This window comes from Phycisphaeraceae bacterium (genome assembly GCA_019454185.1).
Classification (GTDB): Bacteria; Planctomycetota; Phycisphaerae; order Phycisphaerales; family UBA1924; genus JAHBWV01.
Genome location: CP075368.1, coordinates 2,085,231 through 2,111,185, shown reverse-complemented (window position 1 = coordinate 2,111,185; position 25,955 = coordinate 2,085,231). Strand labels below are relative to the sequence as shown.

The 25,955-nt window shown below is 65.4% G+C and carries 24 protein-coding genes and 1 other RNA gene; 12 read left to right on the top strand and 13 right to left on the bottom strand.

The genetic code is table 11. The features are described from left to right. Positions 1-33: 33 nt before the first annotated feature. From KF838_09005 to KF838_08995, 3 genes are all read left to right on the top strand, one after another. Positions 34-1,176, top strand: coding sequence for a rhomboid family intramembrane serine protease (locus KF838_09005; protein QYK46922.1), 1,143 nt, complete (start codon positions 34-36; stop codon positions 1,174-1,176). A gap of 68 nt (positions 1,177-1,244) precedes the next feature. After that, on the top strand, positions 1,245-1,880 hold the full coding sequence (locus KF838_09000; protein ID QYK46921.1) for a phosphoribosylanthranilate isomerase: 636 nt from the start codon (positions 1,245-1,247) through the stop codon (positions 1,878-1,880). A 224-nt stretch (positions 1,881-2,104) separates the two neighbouring features. Beyond that, positions 2,105-3,592 (top strand): radical SAM protein, encoded by a 1,488-nt coding sequence (locus KF838_08995; GenBank protein QYK46920.1) that lies wholly within the window; start codon positions 2,105-2,107, stop codon positions 3,590-3,592. Between the two features lie 64 nt (positions 3,593-3,656). Here KF838_08995 and KF838_08990 read toward each other — a convergent pair whose 3' ends face one another. Next, on the bottom strand, positions 3,657-4,025 hold the full coding sequence (locus KF838_08990) for a hypothetical protein (GenBank protein ID QYK46919.1): 369 nt from the start codon (positions 4,023-4,025) through the stop codon (positions 3,657-3,659). Positions 4,026-4,545: 520 nt separating this feature from the next. Between KF838_08990 and KF838_08985 the strand changes: the two genes are divergently transcribed. The 4 genes from KF838_08985 (at position 4,546) to KF838_08970 (ending at position 8,702) form a co-directional block, all read left to right on the top strand. Next, positions 4,546-4,947 carry a nuclear transport factor 2 family protein gene (locus KF838_08985; GenBank protein QYK46918.1) on the top strand — a complete coding sequence of 134 codons (402 nt, stop codon included), beginning with the start codon at positions 4,546-4,548 and terminating at the stop codon, positions 4,945-4,947. Positions 4,948-5,468: 521 nt separating this feature from the next. Next, positions 5,469-6,266, top strand: a complete 798-nt coding sequence (locus tag KF838_08980) for a class I SAM-dependent methyltransferase (GenBank protein QYK46917.1) — start codon at positions 5,469-5,471, stop codon at positions 6,264-6,266. Between the two features lie 267 nt (positions 6,267-6,533). Continuing rightward, positions 6,534-7,643 (top strand): hypothetical protein, encoded by a 1,110-nt coding sequence (locus KF838_08975; GenBank protein QYK46916.1) that lies wholly within the window; start codon positions 6,534-6,536, stop codon positions 7,641-7,643. Positions 7,644-7,853: 210 nt separating this feature from the next. Beyond that, the gene (locus KF838_08970; GenBank protein ID QYK46915.1) at positions 7,854-8,702 is read left to right on the top strand and encodes a transposase; all 849 of its coding nucleotides are present in this window, start codon (positions 7,854-7,856) and stop codon (positions 8,700-8,702) included. A 210-nt stretch (positions 8,703-8,912) separates the two neighbouring features. On the opposite strand, the gene KF838_08965 is transcribed toward KF838_08970, so the two are convergent. After that, positions 8,913-10,004: an MBL fold metallo-hydrolase gene (locus KF838_08965; GenBank protein QYK46914.1), complete on the bottom strand. Its 1,092-nt coding sequence runs from the start codon at positions 10,002-10,004 to the stop codon at positions 8,913-8,915. Positions 10,005-10,164: 160 nt separating this feature from the next. On the opposite strand from KF838_08965, the gene efp reads away from it, so the two are divergent. Both efp and KF838_08955 read left to right on the top strand, forming a co-directional pair. Then, a complete protein-coding gene (efp, locus tag KF838_08960) occupies positions 10,165-10,719 on the top strand; it encodes an elongation factor P (protein ID QYK46913.1) in 555 nt (184 codons plus the stop codon). Between the two features lie 50 nt (positions 10,720-10,769). Next, a complete protein-coding gene (locus KF838_08955; GenBank protein ID QYK46912.1) occupies positions 10,770-11,309 on the top strand; it encodes a shikimate kinase in 540 nt (179 codons plus the stop codon). Positions 11,310-11,339: 30 nt separating this feature from the next. On the opposite strand, the gene KF838_08950 is transcribed toward KF838_08955, so the two are convergent. The 11 genes from KF838_08950 to ffs form a co-directional block, all read right to left on the bottom strand. Beyond that, the gene (locus tag KF838_08950) at positions 11,340-12,356 is read right to left on the bottom strand and encodes a tyrosine recombinase (protein ID QYK46911.1); all 1,017 of its coding nucleotides are present in this window, start codon (positions 12,354-12,356) and stop codon (positions 11,340-11,342) included. 121 nt (positions 12,357-12,477) lie between these two features. Then, entirely contained in the window at positions 12,478-13,989 is a 1,512-nt protein-coding gene (locus KF838_08945; protein QYK46910.1) for a flagellin, read from the bottom strand. Positions 13,990-14,320: 331 nt separating this feature from the next. Further along, positions 14,321-15,886 (bottom strand): flagellin, encoded by a 1,566-nt coding sequence (locus KF838_08940; GenBank protein QYK46909.1) that lies wholly within the window; start codon positions 15,884-15,886, stop codon positions 14,321-14,323. 40 nt (positions 15,887-15,926) lie between these two features. Beyond that, positions 15,927-16,244: a carbon storage regulator CsrA gene (gene csrA, locus KF838_08935; GenBank protein ID QYK46908.1), complete on the bottom strand. Its 318-nt coding sequence runs from the start codon at positions 16,242-16,244 to the stop codon at positions 15,927-15,929. A 101-nt stretch (positions 16,245-16,345) separates the two neighbouring features. Continuing rightward, positions 16,346-16,792 (bottom strand): flagellar assembly protein FliW, encoded by a 447-nt coding sequence (locus tag KF838_08930; GenBank protein ID QYK46907.1) that lies wholly within the window; start codon positions 16,790-16,792, stop codon positions 16,346-16,348. A gap of 129 nt (positions 16,793-16,921) precedes the next feature. Continuing rightward, on the bottom strand, positions 16,922-19,003 hold the full coding sequence (locus KF838_08925; GenBank protein ID QYK46906.1) for a hypothetical protein: 2,082 nt from the start codon (positions 19,001-19,003) through the stop codon (positions 16,922-16,924). A gap of 16 nt (positions 19,004-19,019) precedes the next feature. Next, positions 19,020-20,744: a flagellar hook-associated protein FlgK gene (flgK, locus tag KF838_08920; GenBank protein ID QYK46905.1), complete on the bottom strand. Its 1,725-nt coding sequence runs from the start codon at positions 20,742-20,744 to the stop codon at positions 19,020-19,022. Beyond that, complete coding sequence (locus tag KF838_08915; protein ID QYK46904.1) at positions 20,741-21,250, bottom strand: flagellar protein FlgN; 510 nt, start codon at positions 21,248-21,250, stop codon at positions 20,741-20,743. Before KF838_08915 ends, flgK begins: the two co-directional genes overlap by 4 nt. Positions 21,251-21,304: 54 nt before the next feature. After that, positions 21,305-21,679 carry a hypothetical protein gene (locus tag KF838_08910; GenBank protein ID QYK46903.1) on the bottom strand — a complete coding sequence of 125 codons (375 nt, stop codon included), beginning with the start codon at positions 21,677-21,679 and terminating at the stop codon, positions 21,305-21,307. Positions 21,680-21,692: 13 nt separating this feature from the next. Then, the gene (locus tag KF838_08905; GenBank protein ID QYK46902.1) at positions 21,693-22,802 is read right to left on the bottom strand and encodes a flagellar basal body P-ring protein FlgI; all 1,110 of its coding nucleotides are present in this window, start codon (positions 22,800-22,802) and stop codon (positions 21,693-21,695) included. Between the two features lie 148 nt (positions 22,803-22,950). Further along, positions 22,951-23,049, bottom strand: an RNA gene (gene ffs / locus KF838_08900) — signal recognition particle sRNA small type. A gap of 61 nt (positions 23,050-23,110) precedes the next feature. On the opposite strand from ffs, the gene KF838_08895 reads away from it, so the two are divergent. The 3 genes from KF838_08895 to KF838_08885 all read left to right on the top strand — a co-directional run bounded on the left by KF838_08895 (position 23,111) and on the right by KF838_08885 (position 25,945). After that, entirely contained in the window at positions 23,111-24,376 is a 1,266-nt protein-coding gene (locus tag KF838_08895) for a hypothetical protein (protein ID QYK46901.1), read from the top strand. Positions 24,377-24,557: 181 nt separating this feature from the next. After that, a complete protein-coding gene (locus tag KF838_08890) occupies positions 24,558-25,187 on the top strand; it encodes a hypothetical protein (protein ID QYK46900.1) in 630 nt (209 codons plus the stop codon). A 386-nt stretch (positions 25,188-25,573) separates the two neighbouring features. Then, complete coding sequence (locus KF838_08885; protein ID QYK46899.1) at positions 25,574-25,945, top strand: hypothetical protein; 372 nt, start codon at positions 25,574-25,576, stop codon at positions 25,943-25,945. The last annotated feature ends 10 nt before the right edge of the window (positions 25,946-25,955 follow it).

Genomic DNA, 25,955 nt, shown 5'->3' with positions numbered 1-25,955 from the left:
GACAACCCACCCCGCCCGCGAATAACATCGACCGTGCTCATCCCGCTCGGCTCAGATGTCCACCTCCGACGCCCACCCCTCGTGACACACGTCATGCTGGGGATCTCCATCGCCGCCGCCGCCGCACAACTCGTCTACGGAGCCCTCTCCGACGGCGGCTCAGAACGTGTCAGCAGGGCGTTCGCGCTCCAGCCGGGTGTCAGCCCCTGGTGGACATGGATCACCTACGCCTTCATGCACGGCGGCTTCCTCCACCTCACCGGCAACTGCCTCTTCCTCTTCGTCTTCGGCCCCCCGGTCGAAGACCGCCTCGGACGCATCGGCTACACCGCCCTCTACCTCGCAGGCGCGATCTTCGCCGGGCTCGCCGAGTGGGGCCTCCGAGGCCCGCACCCGATGGTCGGCGCATCCGGCGCGATCTCCGCCGTCGCAGGCGCGTTCCTCGTCATGTTCCCGCGCAGCGGCGTGCGCATCTTCGTCTTCTTCATCCTGATCGGCGTCCTCACCTTCCCGGCCTGGATGTTCATCCTCTTCCACATCACCTGGGACTTCCTCAAACTGGGGACCGGCGCGGGAAGAACCGCCGTCGGTGCCCACCTCGGTGGGTACTTCTTCGGATTCGTCGTCGCCTCGATCTGCATGGCCAGCGGCCTCGTGAAGCGTGAGGGGCTCGACCTCTTCTCGCTCGGCAAGCAGGCCTCGCGCCGGCGCGCCATCAAAGAGGCCTCATTCCGTGCCGCGAAACACACCCGCATCGAAGCCGCCCGCCCCCCAGATCCCCAGTCCGAGGCCATCGCCCTCGCCCGCGCCGATGTGCTCGGCAAACTCTCAGAGGGCGACCACGCCGGAGCGATCACCGCCTACCGCTCGCTCCTCGGCACCTTCGGCCACCTCTCGCACGCCGTCACACTCCCGCGCGAGCGCCAATACGAGATCGCCAATCGCCTCTTCGAGCAGGGCGAGCACGCCACCGCCTCGATCGCCTACCAGCGCTTCCTCGACGCCTACAACGCCGACGGCGAAGCCCCGACAGTCCGCCTCATGCTCGGCCTCGTCAGCGCTCGCTACCTGAACGATCCCGTCGCCGCCAAACGCCTCATCGCCGACGCACTCCCCAACCTCCGCGACGAGTCACAAGCCGCACTCGCCCGCCAACTCCTCGCCGAACTCGGCTGATTTCCCGTCGGTTGCCTTATGCCTCAGTTTGCCATTTGACCATTTTCCATTGCTCTTTTGAGGTCCCCATGCCCCGCACACGAATCAAAATCTGCGGCATCCGCGACATCGATTCCGCCATCGCCTGCGCCAACGCCGGCGCCGACGCGATCGGCTTCGTCTTCGTGAAGGCCAGCCCCCGCGCCATCACCCCCGACGAGGCCTTCGAGATCCAGGCCTCCCTCCCGCCATTCCTCTCCACCGTCGGACTCTTCAAGAACGCCTCGCTCGACTTCTTCTGCGATGCCGAAGAGACCTGCCCGACCACCATGGTCCAGCTCCACGGCGACGAATCCGACCAACTGATCCAGCAGTGCGGCCCGAACCTCATCAAAGCCATCAAGTTCGACGCCGCGACCATCGCCAAAGACCTCGCCCGCCTCTCCAAGATCAACGAAGTCGATGCCATCCTCGTCGACGGCTCCTCAGGAGGCCAGGGCACCTCCTTCGACTGGTCCGCCCTCAAGCCACACGCCGACGCCCTCGACCTCCCCCTCATCGTCAGCGGAGGCCTCACCCCCGATAACGTCGCCGACGCTATCCGCATCCTCCGCCCCTTCGCCGTCGATGTTTCCAGCGGCGTCGAATCCGCCCCCGGCGTCAAAGACCCCGCCCTCATCCACGCCTTCTGCGATGCCGTCCGCAAAGCCGACGCCCAGGTGTAATCATGCCTTTGGTTCAGTCCGCACTCCGCGCCGTTTCTTCCTCGGTTGCCACTGGTTCCCGGTCGGCTCTGCGGCCGGAACCAGTGCTCTTGCCCCTCTTCCTTATCCCTTCCTACCACCAAGTCCATTTCTTCTCTGTGTCCTCTGTGCCTCTGTGGTGAGTTCCCTCTTCTCTTCCTATCCTTTCAGGAATCATTGAAACCGGTGCGAGCACGGAGCCGCCCATGACCAACTCAAAGCCCGTCGTCTACACCCCGCCCCCCGAGCACCCTCACCTCGCCGCCACCGACGCCGGCCTGCTCGCTGCCGTCGCGCAGGGCCACGCCCGCCTCACCCCCGACCAGGGCCTGGACCTCCTGCGCGCCGCACCCCTCCACACGCTCGGCCGCTGGGCCGACGCCCGCGCCCGCACCCTCCACGGCGACACCTTCCGCACCTACATCATCGATCGCAACATCAACTACACCAACGTCTGCACCGCCAAGTGCACCTTCTGCGCCTTCCGCCGCGATGCCGACGACCACGACGCCTACACGCTCCCCACCGAAACCATCCACCAGAAAATCGCCGAGCTCTCCGACATCGGCGGCACGCAGATCCTCATGCAAGGCGGCATGAACCCCGACCTCCCCCTCGACTACTACCTCAACCTCCTCCACTCCATCAAGTCCCGCTTCCCACACATCCACATCCACGCCTTCAGCCCCCCCGAGTTCGTCGAGTTCGTCCACTTCTTCAATCCCCCCGGCTCAACCTTCGAGGCCAAAGTCCGCTGGATGATGACCAAGCTCAAGGAAGCAGGCCTCGACTCGCTGCCGGGTGGTGGGGGAGAGATCTTCGCCACGCCCGTCCGCCGCAAGATCGGCCTGGGCAAGTGCGACGCAGAGTCCTGGCTCACCTGCATGTACGTCGCCCACTCCCTCGGCATGTTCACGAGCGCAACCATGATGTTCGGCCACATCGAGGGACACGCCGACCGCATCCACCACATGAAGCTCGTCCGCGAGTGGCAGGACCGCGCCATCCTCGAGTTCGGCGCGGGCGTTGAGGATCCCGCCACAGGCCGCGTCACCCCCGGCGGCCACTACAAGGCCTTCATCTCCTGGCCCTTCCAGCGCGAGAACACACCCCTGGGCCGGGTGAAAGACTGGGGTTCCAATCCCGGCGAACTCGATGCCGAGTTCCCCGGTGACATTGTCGCGCGTGCGTTCAACTGGGGCCGGGCCGCAGATGGAAAGGGTGGGGATGAAGTCGACTACCGCGACCTCGGCCCCGGCGCTGCCGAGTTCGGCCGGCGTGTCCGCATGGCCGGCGCGACCGAGTACCTCCGCACGCAGGCCGCCAGCCGCCTGATGCTCGACAACATCTACTCGATCGGCTCCTCGTGGGTGACCATGGGCCCGCACGTCGGACAGGTCGGCCTGATGTACGGCGCGAGCGACATGGGCTCGGTGATGATGGAAGAGAACGTGGTCTCATCCGCGGGCACGACGTACTGCCTGAACGAGGCCGTCCTCTGCCGCCTGATCCGCGACGCGGGCTTCACCCCCGCCCAGCGGAACAACACCTACGACATCCTCCGCGCCCACACCGGCGCGGACAGCCCCGACCTCCAGGTCACCGACTGGTCCAAACACCGCGCCAAGAAACTCCACATCGAAGCGCCGAAGCAGCCGAAGGGTGCGCAGGTGACGGTGAGTGTGGAGAGGTAAGGCGACGTCCTGCGGAACACTGGTCCAGGTCGTGCGCCATGATTCTAAAAACAACTAAGTATGACTACCGATTCCTCACTCTGTAGTCTTTCACCGCACCGTCTTGGGTCATCTCGAGAACGAGGTGGCTTGACCAAACACCATCGCGTGCGACAGCGTCAAAAAGGTTCGCCAGTGCCCGCACGGATACTTGGTACAGGTTCTTATTTCGCTCGAAGTCGGAGCTGAAGAGAATGAAGCTCAAGCCATTGCGGGAGTTGAATCCGCACACGAACACATAGCTGTGAATCATCTGGTTACACAGGAAGCCCACTTGACGAGGTTGCGATTGTCCTTTCTCAAAGTTATACAACTGGTCGACCTTGTGCCAGTTCATCAGCGTGACTGGCTTGCCCGTCGTGGGGTAAATCACAAGTGGAACGGGACGCTTCACAACTCGATCCGTGAGTAACTTCGCCTCCACTAGCTTACGGATGCAATAGCACCCGATCATGATGCATTGTTCAACACGGACAAGTGCCGGTTCGGACCATCTCCGTTCATGCTGTTGCTTTCGGAGCCAAGTCGCCCGACGCTTAAGATCGGCTTTCCACGGGTAGGAATCAGAAACCATGGGTACAACAGTAGCACCAAGTGTCTCACCCTTTCGGCGTGTGGGACCGGCATTCCTCCGCGGCAGTAGCCCCAACACTGCCTTGCCCGTGCCACCGCATTGGCCGCTCTGGCCCAATCTCGGTGCTCTTCAATCCCCCTACACGCACACTGCCTCGCTCTTGAGGCCCAACGGGCCGCTCTAGCCAGAGCCCGGGGCAAGCGAAGTCGCGCAGCGACGAGCATCGCCCGGGTCCACTCCTGCCGCGCCGCGGCGTTCCTTTGAACGTCTTGGAGTCGCCGAAGGCGACTGAATGTGTTCCTCCGTTCAGTCCCGGGCGCACGCTCCCTAACCTCCTTCCATGTCCACGCCCAACGATGCGGACCTTCTTCTCGCTCTGGTTGCGGAGCGGACTCGTGCGTTGATCCAGATGGACATCCCCGCATTGGCCGCGATCCTGCACGAGCGGTACCGCTATGTCGATTCGTTGGGGCGCGACTTGTCCCGGGATGCGTATCTCCACAGCCGAGCCCAAGGCGAGGTTCGCATTGAATCCCAACTGATCGAATCCCAGGCAATCGACCATCTCGCCGCAGGCGTGGCCATGGTCACGTTGCGGACATCCGAGCAGTTCAGTTACCGGGGAGAGCGGTTCGAGGCGCGCTACCAGGTCGTTCACATCTGCGTCCGCGGCGAACGCGGCTGGCTCTTCCTTTTCGGACAGAGCACCGCGATCGGGAGCGAATCAGTCGGCGCGCGATAGAGCGTGGGTCAGTGCTCGAACCACAGACTTCGCCTCCATTCGTCTCACTCGCCTCTCCTTGCTCCCTTCATCTTGTCCGTGCGGCCCAACGGGCCGACGGAATGTGGCCACGGGCGAGGCCGCCTCGAAGGGCAACGCTGCCCGTGGAAAGCTCGCCGCGCCGCGGCATCCTTTGAACGCGGGGAGTCGCCAAGGGCGACGCTTCTTCTCAGTGCTTCTCTTCGGCCTCTCTGCTCCTCTTCATGCGAGGCCCAACGGGCCGTCCCAGCCACAGCCCAGGGCAAGCGAGTGCCGAAGGCACGAGCGGCGCCCTGGGTCCAAACCCGCCGCGCAGCGGCTTCCTTGGTGGAGCGGCCCGCACGGGCCCGGCTCAAAACTCCCAAGCGGGCCGGTTCATCCGGCCCGCGCCGCATCCTCTCCCTCTCGCATCCGCCCGCATCCTCGCGACCACGCCCCCTCCATGTGCGGACCCGCCGCCTCTACCATGCCCTCTCGCGCGGCACGCCGCGCCCGGGGAACACATGGCCCTCTACAACACCATCGGCCACGCCTACGCCCGCCACCGTCGCCCCGACCCGCGCATCGCCCAGGCGATCAACGCCGCGCTCGGCAATGCCACGAGCGTCGTAAACGTCGGCGCGGGCACGGGCTCGTACGAACCTCCGAGCAAACATCAGGACAGAACCGTCCTCGCCGTCGAACCCTCCGACGTCATGATCCGCCAGCGACCCGCGCCCCCGCTCGCCGCCCCCTGCGTGCAGGGTTCCGCCGACTCACTCCCCCTCGAAGACAACTCCTTCGACGCCGCCATGGCGATCCTCACCATCCACCACTGGCCCGACCCCGCACAGGGCCTGCGCCAGATGGCCCGCGTCGCGCGCCATCGCGTCGTCATCCTCACCTGGATCCCCGACGCGCCGGACGCCTCACCCTTCTGGCTCACCCGCGACTACTTCCCCGAGATCCTCGCCCACGACCGCACCATCTTCCCCACCACCGCCGCGCTCACCACACTCCTCGAACGCACCATCGGCCCCCCGCACATCACGCCCGTCCCCATCCCTCACGACTGCATCGACGGCTTCCTCTGCGCCTACTGGCGCAGGCCCGAGTGCTACCTTGATCCCGAGAAGCGTGCCTGCATCTCCAGCTTCGCACGCATCGACCCGGAGCCCGGCCTCGCCGCGCTCCGCGCCGACCTCTCCCCCGATCACTCAACGGGTCGCTGGGCCGACCGCAACCGCCACCTCCTGACCCTCGATGCCCTCGACCTGGGCTACCGCCTCATCCGCTGCGAACGACGCCCACGCGCACGCTGATCAACACGCGGGCGCCCCCCCCGACACCTCCTTCATCGCACTGACTCAAAGGGGGCCCCGAGCGCACGCCCGGGTTCTTCGTTGCGGCCGGTGACCCCAATCCCCTTCTCCGTCCCTCTGGAACCATCGAACATCGCCGATCCCCGGGGCGCCCCATCCCACATTCGCAAAAATCTGCTCCTCTCACTGACATACGTCTGTCAGTGAGAGCCCACTTTCGGCCCACCACCCCCTTGCATCGCCTCCGCCGCCGCGTACCTTCGACGCATGCCCGCGGCCACCGCGACACCTCGCCCCGATCACGCCAGCCCCGCCGGCAGCCCTCCCGGTGGCACCGCTCTCCAGAGCGGTGTCTCTCTGACTTCTCCGCCCTCTGCCCCTTTGCCCCTTCGTTCCTCCGCCCCTTCTCCCTCTTCCTCTCCGCGTTCCTCTGATTCCTCCGCGTCCTCTGCGTTCTCCTCGCATGCCGACGCAATCCTCTCCGCCCTCGCCGATCCCGAATGCTCCCTCAACTCCGTCGCGCGACAGTTCAACCTCTCCCTCGCCGCGCTCACGCTCTGGCTCGCGCGCCCGGAGATCCAGGCCCGCGTCCGCGAGATGGAGACCGGCGCAAGCACGCACACGCGCCTCGCCTCATCCCTCAACCTCTCCTCCGCCGTGCGCGTGCTTGTCCGCATCCTCGACGACTTCCACGCCCTCGCGCGCTCCAAGCCCGATCCCGCAACCCACCTGAGCGATCTCGACTACATCCGCGCTTCCGAGCGCGCCCGCAAAGCCGCGTACCACCTCTACCGCCTCTCACGCATCGTCCCCATCGACGCCGCTCACCTCGCCCTCGCGCGCGTCCACTCCGTTCGGGTGCCACTGGTTCCCGGTCAGCACAGCGAACCGGAACCAGTGCTCGATGAATCGCGCTCGCCTTCCCGAACCACGAACACACGTGAGCGGACCTCCTCTACGCCCGGTTCCCAACTCCCAAACCAGCCGGTTCACCCGGCGGGCGCTCTCCATGACCTCCCCACCGCATCGTCCCTCAAGGACGATGCGGACTCCCGCGTAGAGACCTCCTCCTCTCCCCCTGCCCCTTTGCCCCTCCGTCCCTCTGACCCTTCTCCCTCCCCTCCGCGTTCCTCTGATCCCTCCGCGTCCTCTGCGGCCCTCCGCGTTGAGAACGCTTTCTCTTCTCCCTCTTCCCTCGACGACCTGAACGCCCACCTCGAACAACTCGCCGCCTCACGCGGCATCGACCTCTCCGACGTTGACGCAGACGCACCGCTCCCGCCGGAGTTCATGGCACTCTTCCCGCCCGAAGTCGCTGCGTTCCTTGAAGTTCCGCCGGAACCGACCGAATCACCACCCGCTCCATGCACGTCCTAAACCTGCCCGCTCGCAGCGAGCCATTTCCGTGGCCCTCCCGTGGCCTTCCGTGGTGAACGCCTTTGTTGCGTGTGTGCTGCCAGCGACGCCCTCGCTCGCGAGCATTTTGCGCCATGTGTTCCAAGTGTTTCCATTGTGGAGACTTGCGCGATCTGATGGCTCATGCCATGCTCGGTCCCACTGGTGGAGCTGCCAGACAGGAGACCGAGCATGGACAACGCGAGTTGGAGGGTGTTGGCGGCGAGCGTGCGGAAGCTGGATCGGAGCCCGCGTGGCGGTCGCTTCACCTTCACCGATGCGGACATCGTGCTGACCTTTCTCTGGGCCGTCTTGCACCGACGACCCACCTCCTGGGCGTGCCGACGCGATGCATGGCCGTTGTGGCGGCGTGGTCGATTGCCCTCGCCAAGCAGGATGAGCCGGCGGCTGAGAACCACCAGCGTCCAGGCGTTACTTGCCGCGGCGGAGGCGGAGAATCTGGTCTCTGCATCGGGAGCGTTGGTGCTGGCTCTTGACGGCAAGGCCCTGCGCGTCGCCTCGCACTCCGGAGACCGGACCGCGACCTTCGGCGCATGGGGACTGCGCGGCTACAAGCTCCATGCGATCTGCGATCTCGCGGGCTCGATCGTCTCCTGGCGTCTCACGCCCATGCACTGCCATGAAGCAGTGATGGCCAAGCGGATGATGCGAGACATGGAGTTGAACGGGTATGTGCTGGCCGACTCGAACTACGACAGCGTGAAGCTCTATGAACTCTGCGCGTGCAAGGGCGGACAACTGGTGGTTCCGCGGAAGGACTGCCGCGTGGGTCGCGGCGTGCGGCGGTCCGGAACGCATCCGGACCGCCGTCGAGCCATCGACATGCTGGAGCAGAGCATGACGGGCTTCGGCAGGGGCCTGCTGTCACTCCGGCGCGTGATCGAGCGTGTGTTTGCACGCCTGGAAATGACCCACCATGTGGGGCTTATCCCGCCGCACGTGCGCGGCATCGAGCGGGTCCGTCGATGGATCCAAGCCATCATCATCCTTGATCGACACACACAGGCAATGAAGCGATGACGCAAAAAGCTCTCGCGCTCTGGCCTCATTCACATTCCCCTTTTGCCCTCTTCTCCGCGTCCTCAGTGGCCCCCCGCCCATGCGGGTCTGCGATCCGTGGTGAATCCTCTTTCTCGCGATCTTCGTGCCCTCCGCAGCCCTCCGCGTTGAACTTTCTATTGCTTCCTATCGAGTCGCCTCTTCGCGTACATCGCGTTCAAGCTTCTCCGCTCACCCCATCAATTCGTCGTACATCGCACCCATCGCCATCTCGCGGAGGTGCCCGAAGCCGCGTTCCTCCTGGCCCGGAACGGTCATCGCCACCACCTCTTCCCGCGGCTTCTTCTGGCGGATCTGCTTCTGCACAAAGTCCATCGATTTCTCGAAGAACTCGATCATCCCGTCGATCCCCTTCACGTCGGTCACCTCGCCGTGACCGGGAACCACGATCGTCTTCGGTTTGCAGAGACGCTTGGCGTACTTCAACGTCTTGATCCAGTCGCGCACGTTCGCGCCGGAGTCGCGATCGATGAACGGATAGAGATTGTGAAAGAGCAGATCGCCCATGTGGACGATGTCGAGCTGCGGCGCGTGGACGATCACGTCGTTATCCGTGTGCGCGGCCCCGACCTGGTGAAGATCGATCGGCATCGCGCCGAGATTCGCAGAACTGATCCGCCCGCTGAACGTCTGTGTCGGAGCCCATCGGTCCGCGGCGATCGTGTCCGCCGCGGCGGCGAGGGCCTCGGCGTCCTTCAACGCCTGCTCCTTGTTGATGCCATCGCTGTTGCTGACGGTTCGGACGCCGCTCTTGAGAAACTGGCGGAGCCGTTCCAGTTGCGGCGCGACCCGCGGCTTTGCGTTCGCGTGCGCGACGATCCGGGTGTCGGCGGAGAACGCCAGGTTCCCGCCGATGTGATCGAGGTGGTGGTGGGTGTTGATCACGGTCTCGATCTTGCCGCCGCGTTGCTCGGCCTCTCGCCTGAGGGTCGTGGCGACGTACGGCATCTTGGCATCGACGAGCGCGCACGCGCCGCCCCGGGGCGCGAGCAGGAGCAGCGCGTTGCCGCCATCGCCGGGCGCGAAGAGGACGCGATCCGAGAGCGCGGCCCAGGCGAAGTACCCCGGCGGAACGGGTGTCGGCTCGCTCGGTGCGGGATCGGTCGAATCGCGGCCCGGGCGCGTCCGGGGGGGCTGCTCGACATGGGCACTCGCGACGTTGCTCCCGGCTGCCAGCCACAGACCCATGGCGCACGCCGATGCGATGAACGCCCGTCGATCCACGCCGGTCATCTCACCCTGACGATTGGTTCCGTCGCGCATGTGTCGCCTCCTGCTTCCGGCGGTCAACCTGGACTGATGCCAGCATCTCAGCGTACCACCGCGCATCGCCGGGGGTGCATCGCCTACACTCTCCTCCTACCGGTCGGGGGCACTTGCCCTGACTGTTTCCGAACATGCAAGCGATTCGAGGGAAGTTGCGATGAAGGTCAGCGAGATGCGCCCGGGTATCGGTTTCAACATGGATGGCAAGCTCTGCGTGGTGGTCGGGATCGAGCATCGGACGCCGGGCAACCTTCGCGCGTTCGTTCAGTTGACATACCGCGAGGTTCTCTCGGGCAAGCAGCTCGACAAGCGGATGCAGCCCACCGAGGACCTGCAGGTCGTTGAGCTCGACCGGCGTCCGATGGAGTTCCTCTTCACGGATAACACCGGCTCTACCTTCATGGATCTCGAGAACTACGACCAGCACGTCCTCAACAAGGCACTGGTCGGCGATGCGATCTACTACCTCCGACCCAATACCGAGGTGGTCGTCCTCTGCAACGACGGGAACCCGATCCGCGTCGAGCTTCCCGCCTCGGTCGAACTCACGATCACCGATACGCCCCCGGGCATCAAGAACGCGACCGCGACCAACCAACTGAAGGAAGCGACCTGCGAGACCGGGCTCAAGACCCGCGTCCCGCCCTTCATCGAGACCGGCGAGAAGATCAAGGTCTCGACTGCCGACGGCTCGTACCTCTCTCGCGCGTGAGTCTTGCGGTGGCTCCGCTCTCCAGAGCAGAGTCAGGTACACTCGGTCGGATGGCGGCGGAACTCACGATCATTCTGATCGGACTGCGCGGCAGCGGCAAGAGCACCCTCGGAAGGGCCCTCGCCCTCGAAAACGCCCGCGCCTTCGTCGATCTCGACGAACTCACACCTCGAATCCTCTCACGCGCTTCCGTCGCAGAGGCATGGGAGAAAGACGGCGAAGAGGCCTTCCGCAAGGGCGAGACCCTCGCGCTCGCAAAGGCCCTCGCGACGCCCGGCGCCGTGCTCGCGCTCGGCGGCGGCACCCCGACCGCACCCGGCGCAAAGGAGATGCTCGTCGAACAGCAGCGAGCGGCACGCGCCATCGTCGTCTATCTCCGCGCATCCGCGCCGACGCTCCGCCAACGCCTCTCCGGCGCGGACAACGCCAGCCGCCCGTCTCTGACCGGCTCGGGCGTGCTCGACGAGCTCGAGGGGATCCTCGCGCGGCGCGATCCGCTCTACCTTGCCCTTGCGGATGAGGTTGTAGAGGTCGATGGACTCTCGCAGTCCGAGGCCCTTGTCATGCTGCGCACGGCCATCGGCCAGTGACGAGCGTGCGCGGGCGACCGCGTGGTCTAGTCATCCCCTCGGGTGGTACTTCTGGTGGACGCTCCGCAGGCGTGTCTTGTCCACGTGCGTGTAGATCTGGGTCGTGGCGATGTCGGCGTGCCCGAGCAGCTCCTGCACGACACGCAGGTCCGCGCCCCCCATCAGCAGGTGCGTCGCGAAGGAGTGGCGGAGCATGTGCGGGTGGACCTCGCGCAGCCCCGCGGCGTTGGCGTGCTTGCGGACGAGCTGCCAGATCGCAACCCGCTCCAGCGGCAGGCCCCTGACCGAGAGCAGCAGCCGGCCCTTGTCCTTCGCGCCCGGCTTGGCGAGGCGCGGGCGGCAGTGTTCGAGGTAGTGTTCGGTCGCGATGATGGCGTGCTCGCCGACGGGGACGATCCGTTCTTTCTCGCCCTTGCCGCGCACGCGGATGATGCCGAGCGTCGGCACCCAGTCGGTGAGGAGAAGGTCTGCGGTCTCGCTGGCCCGCAGGCCGCAGGCGTACATCAGCTCGAGCATGGCCCGGTCGCGCATCCAGAGTTCCGGCAATGTGCGGAGGGCGCGGGGCGTCTGCTCGGTATCGGGCTTGGGGGCAGGGGGGCTCGGCGCCTCGACGAGGGCCCGCATCTGCTTCGGCGAGAGGACGTTCGGGAGCTTCTTCCAGCGCGTGGGCCGTTCGAGGAGCGAGGTGGGATCCTCTGCGATGACGGAGCGGGCGTGAAGGAAGCGGAAGAAGACGCGGAGCGTGGCGAGGTGGCGGGCGACGCTGGAGGGCTCCATGTTGTGGATGGCGTGGAGCGAGGCGAGGTGCTCGGAGAGCATGCGCCCGTTGACGGAGCTCCATGAGCCCACGCCTCGGGAGACGAGGTCGCGGGCGAGCGTCAGGATGTCGTGTCCGTATGCGGCGACCGTGTTGGGCCTGAAGCCGCACTCGACTCTTATGTAGGTGAAGAAGAGATCGATCTCCGCGGCGAGGGCGCGGGGCAGGTCGTCGTGTGGCGCGGGGCGCTTCTTGCGTGGGGGCGGCGGGGTGGTTCGAGCCGGTGGCATGGGGTGATGTAGAGATCGGATCGATGGGCGCGAAGGGGTGCAAAAGCGAAAGGCCCCGGAGCGTGTGCTCCGGGGCCGTGGGATCGGGGGGTTACCTCAGCCGGTCGTCCCGGCGTTCGCTTTAGCCGAGGAGCTGCAGGACGGCCTGCGGCTGGCTGTTGGCGATGGCGAGGATGTTCGTCGAGGCCGAGACCAGGATCTGGTTGCGGGTCAGAGAGGCGGTCTCGGTGGCGAAGTCGGTGTCGCGGATCACGCTCTCGGCCGCCGAGGTGTTCTCGACCGCGATGTTGAGCGAGCGGATGGTCGCACCGACGACGTTGCGCTGGAAGGCACCGAGGCGGCCACGCATGCCGGAGATCTGCTCGATGGCCGAGTCCACGATCTTCTGGGCGTTGGTCATGTCGCCGTCAACGACGTTGTTGGAGCGTCCTGAGCCGAGGTCGCTGAGGAAGCCCGAGCCGGACGAGGCACCCAGCTTGCGGGTGGTCACGTCGCGGATGCCGAGGGAGACCTTGCCCGCGATGTCGACCGCACCGGCGAGCTGGAAGTCAGCACCGCCGCCGGTGATCGAGAAGGCATCGACCGTGGCGAGAGACTGAGCGGAGCCGGTGTCGAGTGTGAGCTCGACATCGAGGAAGTCTGAGTTGACGCGGAGGGTCTTGCCCGTTGAGGTGGCGACCAGGCCGTTGATGGTGCCCTGGACGTTCTGGCCTGCGTCGCGGATGCCATTGGTGGCGGCGGCGAAGGTGCTGTTGATGGTGGTGTTCAGGCTGTTGGCGTCGTTGTTCTCGAACTTGTAGAGGCCGACGCCCGAGCCGGTGACGTCCGCGGCGTCAACGACCTTGACGGAGACGAACTGTGCCTTGCCGAACTCGTTGGAGAGGAGGGTGATGCCGCTGGACGACGCGGAGGCCGTGACGCCGGTGACATCGCTGTAGGTGTTGATGGCGGACTCGATGTCGGCGAGCGAGGTGCCCGAGGAGAACTGGAGCTCGCGGGAGCCGAGAGCGCCGGAGACCTCGATGGTGAACTGCCTGCCGGAGCCGTTGAGGTCGATGTTGCCGCCGCCGAAGGACATGTAGAGCTGTCCCTGCTGTGCGGACTGTGTGACGAGGACATCGACGTCGAGGGTGCCGCCGGCGGTGAGCTTGGCGGCGTTGACGGTGTAGTTGCTGACGCCGCTGTCGACGCCGGAGACCTGGTAGTCGAAGTTGCCGTTGAGGAGCTTGAAGCCCTGGAAGGAGGTGGAGGAGGAGATGCGATCGATGGTCTGGAGGATCGAATCGATCTGGAGCTGGTTCGCCTTCTTCTCCTCGTCGGAGAGACCGGCGGTCGATGCGGTGGTGGTGAGGAGGCCCTGGAGCTCGGTCAGAAGACCGGAGATCTCCTGGAGGCCACCCTCGGCGATGTTGACGACCTGATCGGCGCGCTCGGCGTTGCCGATGGCGGCGTTGAGGCCGCGGAGATCGGAGCGGAGATTCTCCGACGCGATGAGGCCAGCGGGATCATCCTTGCCTCGGTTGATCCGAAGGCCGGTGCTGAGGCGCTGGAGCGAGTTGTTGAGGGAGGCGTTGTTGCCGCCCAGGACCCGCTGACCAACAAGAGAAGCGACGTTCGTATTGATGCGACTCATGACATCCTCCGTGACTGGTTCGGCCCGTTGATTGCCGACCGCCCCGCGTGGCGATTGGGCCGAACCCTCCGGCCCTGACCACTGTGTTGCCGAGGTGATCTCGGCCGTGGAACCCCGGTATCCATGCCGGGGCTTGCTGACCCTTGGTCCGGCACCGCGCCGGGGGTCGTGAGTGGAGATCGACGGCCGGAAGGTGCGGGTTGAGCGGAGGATGACGGGATTTATGCGAAAGATGTCGAGCGCATGCGGAAGGGGCCCTGCCGAGACGCTCGGCAAGGCCCCTGAACGGGTGCTTGGGTTGTTATCCGGACCGCCCTGGCGGGCTTCTGTATCAGCCGAGCAACTGGAGGACCTGCTGCGACTGCTGGTTTGCGAGTGCCAGGACGGATGTTCCGGCGGAGACGAGGATCTGAGACCTTGTCAGCTTGCTGGTTTCGGAGGCGAAGTCTGCATCGCGGATGCGTGACTGGCTCGAGGAGAGGTTCTCGAACGCTGCCTGGAGGGAGCGCACGTTGGGTTGGATGACGTTGCGTTCGAAGGCACCGAGCTGGCCTCGGAGGATCGAGATCTCGTCGATGGCGGCTTCGAGGATGTCCGAGGCGGCGGAGAAGTCCTTGCGTTGGTTGGACTCGGAGAGGGAGTTGGTTTCGCCGGTGCGGAGTGATGAGAGGTATTGGAGTCTGCCGTTGACGAGTGTTCCGCCGAGGAGGGAGGCGGCAACGGTGGGGATGCCGATGTTCGCCTGTTGCTGGCTGGTGACCTGCGGCCCGAGCTGGAAGAGTGCGCCGCCGCCTGTGATGTTGAATCGCGTGGTGGCGATGCTGGGATCTGTCGCGAAGTTCTGTGAGAGGAGGAGATCGATGGAGAGGGATGGCGAGTTGACGGAGACGCTGAGACCCTTGCCGGTCGCGAGCGAGCCGTTGATGAGTGCGACGACGTCCTTGCCCTCATCGCGGTTGTCGGCTGTGAGTGTGGTGCCGATCTCTGACCAGGGGAAGGGGGTTCCGGGGACGGTGCCGTTGTCGGTGATGGAATAGGTGGCGAAGGAGTCCTGGGATGAGTCGCTCGGTCGGTTGGTGCGCTCGACGGAGACGAACTGCGAGGAACCGAAGCCCTCTGAGCGGAAGGCGAGCCCTGAGAGCGCGTTGTCGTTGATGAGTCCGGCCTGGACGCCGGTGAGTCCGGAGACCTTGTTGATGGCGGCGGCGACGGAGCCGAGCGCGGTTCCTGTAGCGAACTGGAGCTCGACGACGCCTCGCGGGCCGGCGATTCGCAGGTTCATGCTGGAGAGGATGGTGCCGTTCTCGGGTGCGCCGGGCGTCGGGAGATCGCCTCGCATGAAGAGCGCGGCGGTCTGTGCGGAGGCGACGACGTCGACTTCGACTTCGAGAGAGGACTGCCCGATGAAGGACGCTCCGAGGACTCTTGCCTTGGAGATGGTGTCCGTGGCGAGGCCGGAGAGGGTGTAGTCGAGGGAGCCGTTGAGGAGTTTGAGCCCGCCGAAGGAGGCGGTGTTTGAGATTCGTGTGATGGACTCGATGGCGGAGTCGATCTGTCGCTGGTTGGCCTCGATCTCGGCGTCTGAGAAGGCACCGGTGTTGGCGGCTTCAACGAGGAGCGACTTGATCGAGTTGAGCAGGTCGTTGACCTCTGCGAGCGACGCCTCGGTCGTAGCGATGACCGATGAGGCGCGTTCGGAGTTGCGGACGCCCTGCTCGTTGCCCTGGATCTCTGAGCGGAGTCGCTCGGAGATGATGAGGCCTGCGGGGTCGTCTGCGCCTCGGTTGATGCGGAGCCCCGTGGAGAGGCGCTGGAGGCGGATCTCGAGTTCCTGGTTGGTCTTGCTCAGGTTCGCTTGCGCGATGACGCTCGGGATGTTGCTGTTGATGCGTGTCATGGGCATCCTCCGTGATGGTCCCGTGAGTGTGTCGTGTGTCTCATGATCCGGTTGCGGCTCTTGGCGGGAGTGTGTCGTTGCGGCTGTTGGGGTTTCCCGCGCTGAGTGCCGAGACCCGCGTCCGCGCGGGGCCGGGTGAGATCGGCCGTGGGATGGAACCGAGCTGGTCCTGGGCGATGCGAGATGCCTGCTGGTTCTCTCGCTTGATCGCCTCGTAGACCTCTTTGCGGTGTACGGCGATCCTTGTGGGCGCCGTGATGCCGAGGCGAACCTTGTCCCCTCGGATGTCGACCACCGTGATCTCGATCTCGTCGCCGATCATGATGGTTTCGTCTCGCTGTCTTGAGAGCACGAGCATCCGTGTGCTCCTTTGTCTTTCGCGTCCGTGCGATATGCCCCCGACACGCCGATGCGTGCGGGACGTCCCGACCCTCTTCCGCGATGCCTGGGCCGTGGGGCTCAGGCGGTCGCACGCGCCGCCGGCTGGCCGACCCGCATGAGCGGATGGCGAGTCGTCCAGCGCTTCTCCGCGAGGACCATCTGTTCTCCGGTCCTCGTGAGCGTGTTGACGACGAGCGGCCCCTGGAGGTTTCCGGTGAGCTGTCCGTCGACCTTGTTGACGATCACGAAGACCTGGGCGTCTTCGAGGCGAGCCAGCGTGAGCGATTCCATCTGCTCGGCGCGGATCGGCACGGAGTACTCGGGGACGAAGAGCGAGGGGTCGGTGACGACGAAGGCCAGGCCCGGGTCATCGAGTGACTGGAGCCAGAAGAAGCACGCGTCCTCGCCCGGCTCGAGCAGGCAGAAGCGTGTGCGGCCGGCGAAGCCGAGGAGTCCCGCGGGGAAGGTGATCACCCGATCGTCCTGGATCTGGATGACACCGAACCGAGTCGTTCGCACGTCCATTGTGCGCTCCATTCCCACGGCCTTGTTGGCGACCGGCTCCCACCCTCCAACGGTGGGCCGCGGTCGCGTTCCTCATCGACGGGGCCGGGCCGGCGTGAGGTTCAGTCCTTGAAACGACTCTGCCGGGCGTCAGCCCAGAAAGTCCAAGAGGGTTCTGCTGGTCGCGGCGACGGTTGACTGGAGTCCCGCGTTGAGCTGTGTCTGGAGGAGGGTCATGCGTGTCACTGCCTCTGCGTAGTCCGTGTCGAGGAGTTGGCTGCGTGTGGTCTGGTCCACGGTGCGGCGTCCTTCTTCGTAGACAGTCTCGAGGTCTATCCGACGTGCGTATCCGCCGACGACGGCGCGCTCCTGCGCGACGCGATCGACGAACCGCTGGAGGTTCTCTCCCGCAATCGCTATGCCAGACGTGCTGTTGGTTGCGAGGGCCTCTCGGAGATCGATGAGAGCTGTGAAGAGACTGTCGACCCTGACGGCGGCGACATCGCGTCCGAGGGTGGATGAGCCATCGGTCGCGATAGTGGTATTGAGGAGGCCGAGGTCTTCGAGCGCGTTGGAGTTGTTGGTGCGTTCCAGACTGATGGGGGATGGGAAGACACCGGTGCGTTCGATGACGATTCCGTTGGCGGTGGGGCTGAGGGACGCGCGGATCGTGCCCGGGGTGTGCCCTGCGGCGGTTGCTCCGGCGTCGAGTTGCGCGTTGATTCGCGCAAGAACGGCATCGATGGTGGTGAGGTCTTCGGGTCGGAGGTCGATGTCGATGAGCGTTCCGTCGGCATCGCCGAGTCCGATCCTGAAATCGACATCAAGGGAGCTATCGGGGAGACCTGTGATCGGGTCGGTGCGATTGTGGACGATGCGGACGCCTCTTCCGTCGTTCAGTTGAGAGGCGAGAGTCGCGCCGGAGAAGGTCCGGATGCCGAGGCGGAGGGCCGACTGATTGGTGGCGTCGGTGTCTGTGATCGAGAGAGCTCCGGCCCGCGAGCCGGAGACCTCGTTGTGGATGTCGATACCGGTGCCGCTCTGGTTGATGGCGACGCGTATGCCCAGCCCGGCGGTTTCGAGGAGGTTCTTGATGTCCTGGAGGGTCTCGGCGTCGGCGAGGTTGATCTCGGCGGTGCGTCCGGCGTTTGAGACGCGGATCGATCCGAGCGTGCCGCTGCCTGCGATGTCGAGGCCTGCGAGGGCGGAGAGTGGCGTGGACCAGGTGACCCTGGGGCTGACCGATGCGCCATCGGGTGAGCCGGCATCGAATGTGATGGGTGCGGTGTCGGATGCGAGCCCGAGGTCGCGGGCTGTGATGCCGGAGCCGATATCGGAGAAGGTCAGGATGGGATCGGTTGTGCCTCCGACGATGTCGAACGAGAGGGATTCGCCGGAGAAAGAGACGCCGCCCGGTCCGAGGATTGTGGTGCTGTTGTCGGATTCATACTGGCGGATGGCTGCGGTGATTGTGTGGGCGACGTCGGCGAAGGTCTCTGCGTGTGAGAGGTCGATGGTTACGGCCGGTCCGCCGTCGAATCGCATGCTGATCGCGCCGGTGGAGATGCCGAGTCCGCGTGCGCCGTCCGCATCGCGGAGGCGGGTTGAGCCGGTGAGGGTGGGCGCGAGATCGACGAAGCCGTTGTGCCGCGCGGATGTGGCGCCGATGGCTCCGGGGTTTCCGAGTGTGAGTGGGGCGGTGGAGCCGAGCCGGATGTCTGTGACGAGCCCGGGGCCCGACCCTGTGTAGCGGTACGCGCCGAAGAACTCCGTGACCGGGGAGGAGCCGGGGGTTGAGCCGGCGAAGATGTGTCCCTGGACTCCGGAGCGATTCGAGAGGGTGAAGAGTTGTCTCAAGAGTGAGTCGACGATGGTTGCCTGGGCGGCCCGCTCTTCGGGGCTGGAGGTGCTGTTGACCTGCTCGGAGGCGATCTGCATGGCTTCGTTGACGAGGTCGGAGGCCTCGGAGAGGGCGGTGTCGATGGTGGCGAGCGAGGCGGCGGCGTGCTGCATGTTGCGAAGGAGCTGGGAGGAACGCTCGAGGCGAGCGTCGAGGACGGAGAGCGTTGCGGCGGCGACGGGATCTTCGCCGGGCCTTGAGATTCGTTGTCCGGTGGAGATCTGCTGCTGGACTCTGTAGAGGCCGACGCTGGTGCGATTGATGGTGCTCAGAGCGTTCCGGCTCATCAGCAGGTTTGGGGCGCGGGAGAGTCCTGGGGGGATGCTGGTCATGGGTGGCGTCCGGAACTCAGACGATGCTCAGGAGTGACTCCATCAGTTGTCGAGCGACTTCGATGACGCGTGCGCCGGCCTGGTATTGCTGCTGAAAGTTGAGGAGGTTGATGGCCTCTTCGTCGAGGGAGACGCCGCTGACGGCGGCGCGTTGGCTGTCGAGGGATTCTCTGACGACGGTCGCGGCGGCGGCTTCTGTTTGAGCCGCGGAAGCGGCGGAGGCGGTGACGGTGACGTGGTCTCGCCATGCGGCGAGGAGTGTGCGTCCGCCGAGTGCGGGGATCTGCTTTGCGTTGAGTCCGGCGAGTGCGAGGGCGGCGCCGTTTTCGACGAGGCCTCCCGGGCCCCATGTGCCGACGCCGAGCATGCCGGGGTTGGCGTCGAGGGTTGAGGAGATGTTGATGTCTGAGGCGTTTGTGCCGGTGAAGTAGGCGTTGATACCGAGGACGGCGAGGACGCCTGAGGTGTCGTCGGAGAATGAGTACTCGAAGCCGGCGTTTGCGGCGATGCTGAGCGAGCCGTCGGGAGTGAAGGCGGCGTTGAGGCCGGGGATGGCGTGCAGCGCGCTGCGGATATCTTCGGCGGAGGTGTCGTTGGATGTGCCGGGGGTGGCTGCGGCGGTGAGGCCGTCGAGATCGACGCCAACTCGCACGGTTGTGATCGCGCCGGTCGCGGTGTTGCGGATGTTGACATTGAAGCCGCCGTTGGTCGGCGCGAAGGGTAGAGAGCGCAGGGTGGCGTTTGCGGGATCGTTCAGTGCGAGCGAGCGGTCGGCAACCGGGATGCGGAGTGATGCGGCGGAGGACTGCAACCAGGCGTCGCCGATCGAGGTGGAGTGGAGTTTGTTGACCTCGTGGATGAGGTTCGAGGCGAGGGAGTCGAGGGCGTTGATGGATCGGTCGACGGCTCCGGTGCGTTCTGCGAGGAGCGAGCCGATGGCACCGGACTTCGGGGAGAGGAGCGTGCCGTCGTCGCGGGTGGCGAGGCGGATCTCTCCGTTCGCGCTCCGCTGCATGGTGAGGCCTCGGCTGATGCCGTCGAGGACGACGGGCGTGGAGCCGATGAGGATGTCGGTGGAGCCGCCTCGTTCGATGACTGAGACATCGACCATCGTGGCGAGTTCTTCGATGAGCGCGTCGCGCTGGTCTCTGAGTGAGTTCGCGGTTGTGGAGGCGACTTCGGACTGGGCGATTGCGGTGTTGAGGCCGGCGATGCGGTCGATGAGGTCGCTGGCTCGGAGGGAGGCCTGTCCGAGTTCCTGGTCGAGCTGCGTGCGTTGAGAGGTGAGTTCACCCCGGAGGCGCTGGATGAATGAGGAGAGGGAGCGGCCTTCCTGCACGACGACCGCGCTGGATTGGACGAGATTGGCGCGTTCCGACCATGCGTTGAAGAAGGAAGAGAGCTGGGAGGAGAGGTCATTGTCGCCGAGTTCGCCGAGGGCGGTTTCGATGGCACCGAGGATGTTTTGTCTTGCGTAAGAGGCGTGCTCGTCGGAGAGTGCGCCGCGTGTGCGGTTCTCAAGCGAGATGGAGACCTGGCGGCGGATGTCGGCGACGGCAACACCGAGGCCGACGGAGCCAGCGAGCCCGCGGCCCGCGCCCTTTGAGGGGGTGAGGGTTGCGAGCTGGCGTCTGTAGCCGGGCGTCGCGGCGTTTGCCATGTTGTTGCCGGTCGTGGCGATGCCAAGCTGGCTTGCGCTGAGCGCGGTGCGACCGATCTGCATGGCTGCGGAGAGACTCATGTGGAGAGATCCAGTGCGGCGCACGCGGGCGTTGTGCTCTGGACTTTGCCGGCTCGTCCGTATGTGCCTGCGTGGCTGAGGGCTGCTCCGACCTGGGCCATGAGCCCTTGTGTGTGTGAGAGGAGCGAGCGTGTGGCGGATCTGACGACGGCCTGCTTTGAGCGGAGTTCGCCGATGAGCGTTCGGAGGTCCGAGGCGAGGGTGATGATTCGGGAGCGGTCGGGCTCCGGGAGATCTGCGGCGAGTTCGGTGATGGTGCGTGGCTGGCCGTTGCCGACGAGGGCGGCGCGGGCGCGTTCGAGATCGGCGATCTGTGTGAGGGCCTCGGTCTGCTCATCGATGGCGATGCGGATGCCTTCGCTGTGGGCGAGTGAGATTGCGACGCGATGAGCTTCGACGGCTTCGCCGAGGCGGTGGTGTGCCGCGATGAGTGCGTGGAGGAGCGATTCGAGCTGCGAGCCGAGCGTCGAGTTGGTGTTCTCTTCGTGTGCTCGGCGTTGGGACATCCGTGCGGCTCCGGCGGTGTGCGTCCGGCGTGGGAGGGCGGGCGCGGGGCTTGGTCAGACTCTCCGCATATCTCGTGCCAGTCGGTCGACGAGCGGGAGGCGTGCGGCGGAGGTGATCTCGCGCGCGACCTGTGCGTCGAGGAGCGCGCCGAACTGTTTCTCGGCCTGTGAGGGTGCGAAGGGCTCTGCGGCCCAGGTGGTTTCGCGTGCCTGTGCGAGGATGGGCTGGACGAGGGCGACGGAGACAAAGGTCTCGGCGATTTCGCGCGGATTCGGCGCGGTGGCGAGGGGGCCTCTGTCGGCGATGGACATGACTTCGGCGAAGGAGCGTTGGCTCCGGATCGCGCTGCCCGGGGCCATGTGGGTGGCGTGGGGGGGGAGCTGGGTGCGGGAGAGCAAGGAGTTGGTGATGGTGTTGTCTGGGGGCATGTGCGGTGTCTTGTCAGTCGATGACGAGGCGTGCGTGGAGACGCCCGGACTTGTGGAGTGTCTGGAGGATCTCGATCTGGTCCTGGGAGGGGATGTCGAGGCGGTCGAGGGCGCGGAGGAGGTCTGAGAGGCGTGCCTGTTCGACGGGACGGGCGTCGGTTTCGAGCCCGGCCCAGCGGGAGCGCTCGATGAGCGGGTCGGCGGGGGAGGGGACAGGGGCAGGGACGGTGGTCGTGATCGTGAGGTCTTTGTGGGTGATCGCGACGGGTCCGATGCGGACGTCCTTGGTGACGATGATCGCGCCGGTGCGTGAGTTGACAACGACCATGGCGGGGAGGCGCAGGAGTTCGGGGTTGAGGGGCGTGCTCATGACGTCCGCGACAAAGGGGCCGGGGTTGTCGAGCTCGGGGTCGGGGATCTGGATGCGGATGACTCGATCGTCAACCTGAACGGCGACGGGGGGGCCTCGGTGGATGGGGGAGGCGAAGTAGCCGTCGTTGATGGCGATGGCGATCTGGGATGCCGCGGACCAGCCGGAGAATGTGGGTTCGAGGATGAGGTCGAAGGTGCGTGAGATCGTGCCTGTGGGGATGTCTCTTACGAGACGTGCGCCGAGGCGTACTCGGCCGGTTGTGGGGACGGAGGGGTCTTCGATCTCGACGGCCCCTTCTGCGATGGCGAAGACGGCCTGTCCCGGGATGGGTCCGGAGAGAGGGGAGAGGAAGAGGCGGCCGCCCTTGATCGACTTGGCGGAGTTGAGGGTCGCGATGTGGACATCGAGTCGGTCGTCGGTGAGTGCGCCGCTTGCGGGAACGGTGCAGGTGACCATCACGAGGGCGACGGACTTGCTCTTCTGGAGTTCCTTCAGGTCGGGGACGGGGACGCCGGCGTTCTGGAGGACCTGGGCGAGGGGGCGCGCGGAGACGAGTTCTTTGCCGGAGTCGCCGGTGCCTGGGAGTCCCATGACGAGGCCGACGCCTCTGAGAACGGACTCACCCTCGCCTTTGACGCGGGCGAGGTCTTTGACGGTGATGGACTGCGCGTGGGCGTTGTTGGTGAGGGATGCGGCGGCGATTGCGCAGAGCGCAAGGACGACGCGTGGAAAGAGGTATGTGCTGCGCATCGCGTGCTCCGGGCGAGGTGTCGGGAGGGGAGACGCGAATGGAGTGCCAGGTAAGAGGGCGATGGGTATAAGCAGGAGAGAGAGGCAATCGGTACAACGCTCAGGGAGTGGAAGTGGGGACGCGGATGAGCGCGCACTCTCGCCGGTCGACGGCCAGGACACCGGCGGCACCGGATGACGCTCGCTTATGGCTGCTGCGGTCAAGCCCTGACCAGGTTCACGGGACACCCGTGCACCGGGCCCGGCCGTCGACCGGCGGGAGTGGGCTGATGGTACGCATGGCGGTGCATCGCGTACACTCCGCTTGCGTGCGGAAGTCCAGCCCATCCTTTGAGACGGTTGCCGAGGTGCAGCAGCGTGCGCGCAACACGGTGGTGAACTTCGTGCGTCTGGCGTTCGTGGTGGTCTTCACGATCGCGTCGTTCCTGTATCTGACGGAGCTTGCCGACGACCCGGCGACGGGGGAGGCGCGGCTTCGGAATGTGCCGTGGACGATCGCGATCGTGCTGATGATCGGCGCGCTGGTGGTCTTCGCGGACATCCTGACGCCACGCAAGCGGATCTCGACGCTGGTGGGGATCCTTGTGGGGCTGGCGGCGGGGATGCTGGCGACGTGGGCGTTCGGGCAGTTGATCGATCTTCTGGCGGTGTTGTACGGGTTCGAGGGGGCAAAGCACAAGACGATCGTGCAGGCGGTGAAGCTGCTGCTGGGCGTCTGCTTTGTGTACCTGGCGATCACGACGGTCTTGCAGACTCAGGACGACTTCCGGCTGGTGATTCCGTATGTGGAGTTCGCGAAGGAGATCCGCGGGACTCGTCCCATGCTGCTGGACTCGTCGGCGTTGATCGACGCGAGGTTCGCGGATCTGGCGGAGACGGGGGTGATCCAGTCGCCGATCGTGATACCGTCGTTCGTCGTGGCGGAGTTGCAGCTGCTCGCGGACCAGTCTGAGAAGACGAAGCGGGCGAGGGGGCGGCGGGGTCTGGACATCGTGGGCAAGTTGCAGCGATCGGCGGACCTGGATGTCTCGATCGATGAGACGATCGTGCCGGGCAAGGGTGTCGACCAGTTGCTGATCGAGTTGGCGCGTCGGATGAACGCGTACATCGTCACCACGGATTCGGGCCTGTCGCGCGTGGCGGGGATCAAGGGTGTGGGTGTGGTGAACATCCACGAGCTAGCGGCTTCGTTGAAGCCGTCGGTTTCGGTGGGCGATGCGCTGGTGACGCGGATCGTGAAACCGGGAGAGCAGGCGGGGCAGGGCGTCGGCTATCTCGAGGATGGCACGATGGTGGTGGTGGACGATGCACGCGATCGCATCGGAACGAACCTGACGGTGCAGGTGACTTCGACGCTGCAGACCGCGGCGGGCCGGCTTGTCTTCGCGAGGATCCAAGATGCGGAGGAGGAGCGGCCGGAGAGCGAGGGGGCCGATTCATCGGAGCCGCGGCCTGAGGTGAGCGAGGATACGGGCACCACGGCCGAGGGGTCCGAGAAGGGCGGCACGGGGAACGTGCAAGGCGGGAAGCCGCTTTTCAGGCGCGGCAAGAGTCCTAGAAACCCCCGGCGATAGCCCGCGTATGTTCAATTGAGGCAAGAGTTTCGGGTGGCGCGGGACGGCCTCACGTCTGAGTCTGGGCAAATCCGTGTGACCGCTGGCCTTTCTCCGGCCATCGGGCATCTTGTCCATATCGCCGACGCGAAGGAGCCCCAAAGGCCCCGGAGCACAAGCGAAGCACAAAAGGAGAATGGAGATGAAGCGCACGAATCTGTGGGCCGGGATGTCGCTCTGTCTGATCTCGAACGTTGCACTTGCTGATGTGATCTGGACAAGCGGCGCGGGCACAGTCGTTGCGCCTCCGATGTCGATGGAAGTCGGTGCACTTGAGGGCGCGACGACGATCTACGCGATCAATGAGCGTCAGGATATCGCGCTTCCTTATGACCTCGCGGTTGATTGGGCGGGTCACGGGATGCTTGAGGGAACGGCGTCGCTGCGGGGCCATGTGATCCCTGCGGGAACGAGGATCTCGAGCCATCTCATCCACATGGACACTGACACCAATATCAAGATGCTGGTCGAGGCTTCTTTCGGGTTCGACGGACCGATCCTCGGCATCATCGTGACGCGGAACCGCCTGGTCGCGACGGATGTTGATCTCGGGCTTGCGACGACGCTCTACAGTCTCAGCCCGTATCGCGGCGTGGAGATCGATGCGTTCGACCGTGTCGCGGTTGATATGGAGACGAACTCGGTGTGGGTCCGCTTGCAGCAGTCCACCGAGATCGATGAGATCCGCGTGATCACGGGCGTGGTTCCCGCCCCCGGTTCGCTCGCACTGCTCGGCATGACGGGCATCCTTGCCGGCCGCCGGCGTCGCTGAGGTCTCTGATCGGCACACCCCCGCGTCGTCGCGAGCACGTGCGACGTTCCGCGTGAAAGACCCCATTCCGTTCCCTTCGTGCGGCATGGACCCCGGCATCGGCTGGGGTTCATGCTTTTTTGGCAAAGGGGCAAAGGGGCGAAGGGGCAGAGGGGCGGGGGGGAAAAATTGCAGATAGCAAATAGCAAAGGGGCAGACTGCGGGGTGGTGGGAGGAGGACCGGTAGATGACGGAGCGGGGGCGGAGGGCCGGTGTAGTCGTATGTTTCTGGGGCGGAGGTGGGGTGGTTGACTGAAGTGGGGGCGGTTCGGGGACGATAACGCGTGGGTGCATGTGCCGCGTGGATCGGGTGGATTGGCGGCGGGCACCTAGACGAGGGCGGCACCATGTCGGCGATTTCAAGACGGCCGGGCGCGAGTGTGTGCTTTGAGTGCAAGCCGGGTTGCGAGCGGAGTCCATACAGCGAGAGGTTGGTGTTTGAGCGTCGGGGTGCGACACGTTCGCCTGTTGAGGGTCGTGCGATGGCGGCGTTCACGGATCCTTCGGGCGCGGTCTCGATCGCGTATGTGGATCTGATCGATGAGAGCGCGGAGGGGCTTGGGATCGCGTGCGAGATCGATGTGGCGGTGGGTTCGGCGGTGACGTTGTATAACCTGCCCCGGAGCACGAGCGAGAAGGGGACGGTGGTGCGTTCGCAGCGTGGGGCGGGCGTGAGCAGGATCGGCTGCCGCGTGAGTTACTCGCGGGTTGCGGCGTGAGGCGTCGGTG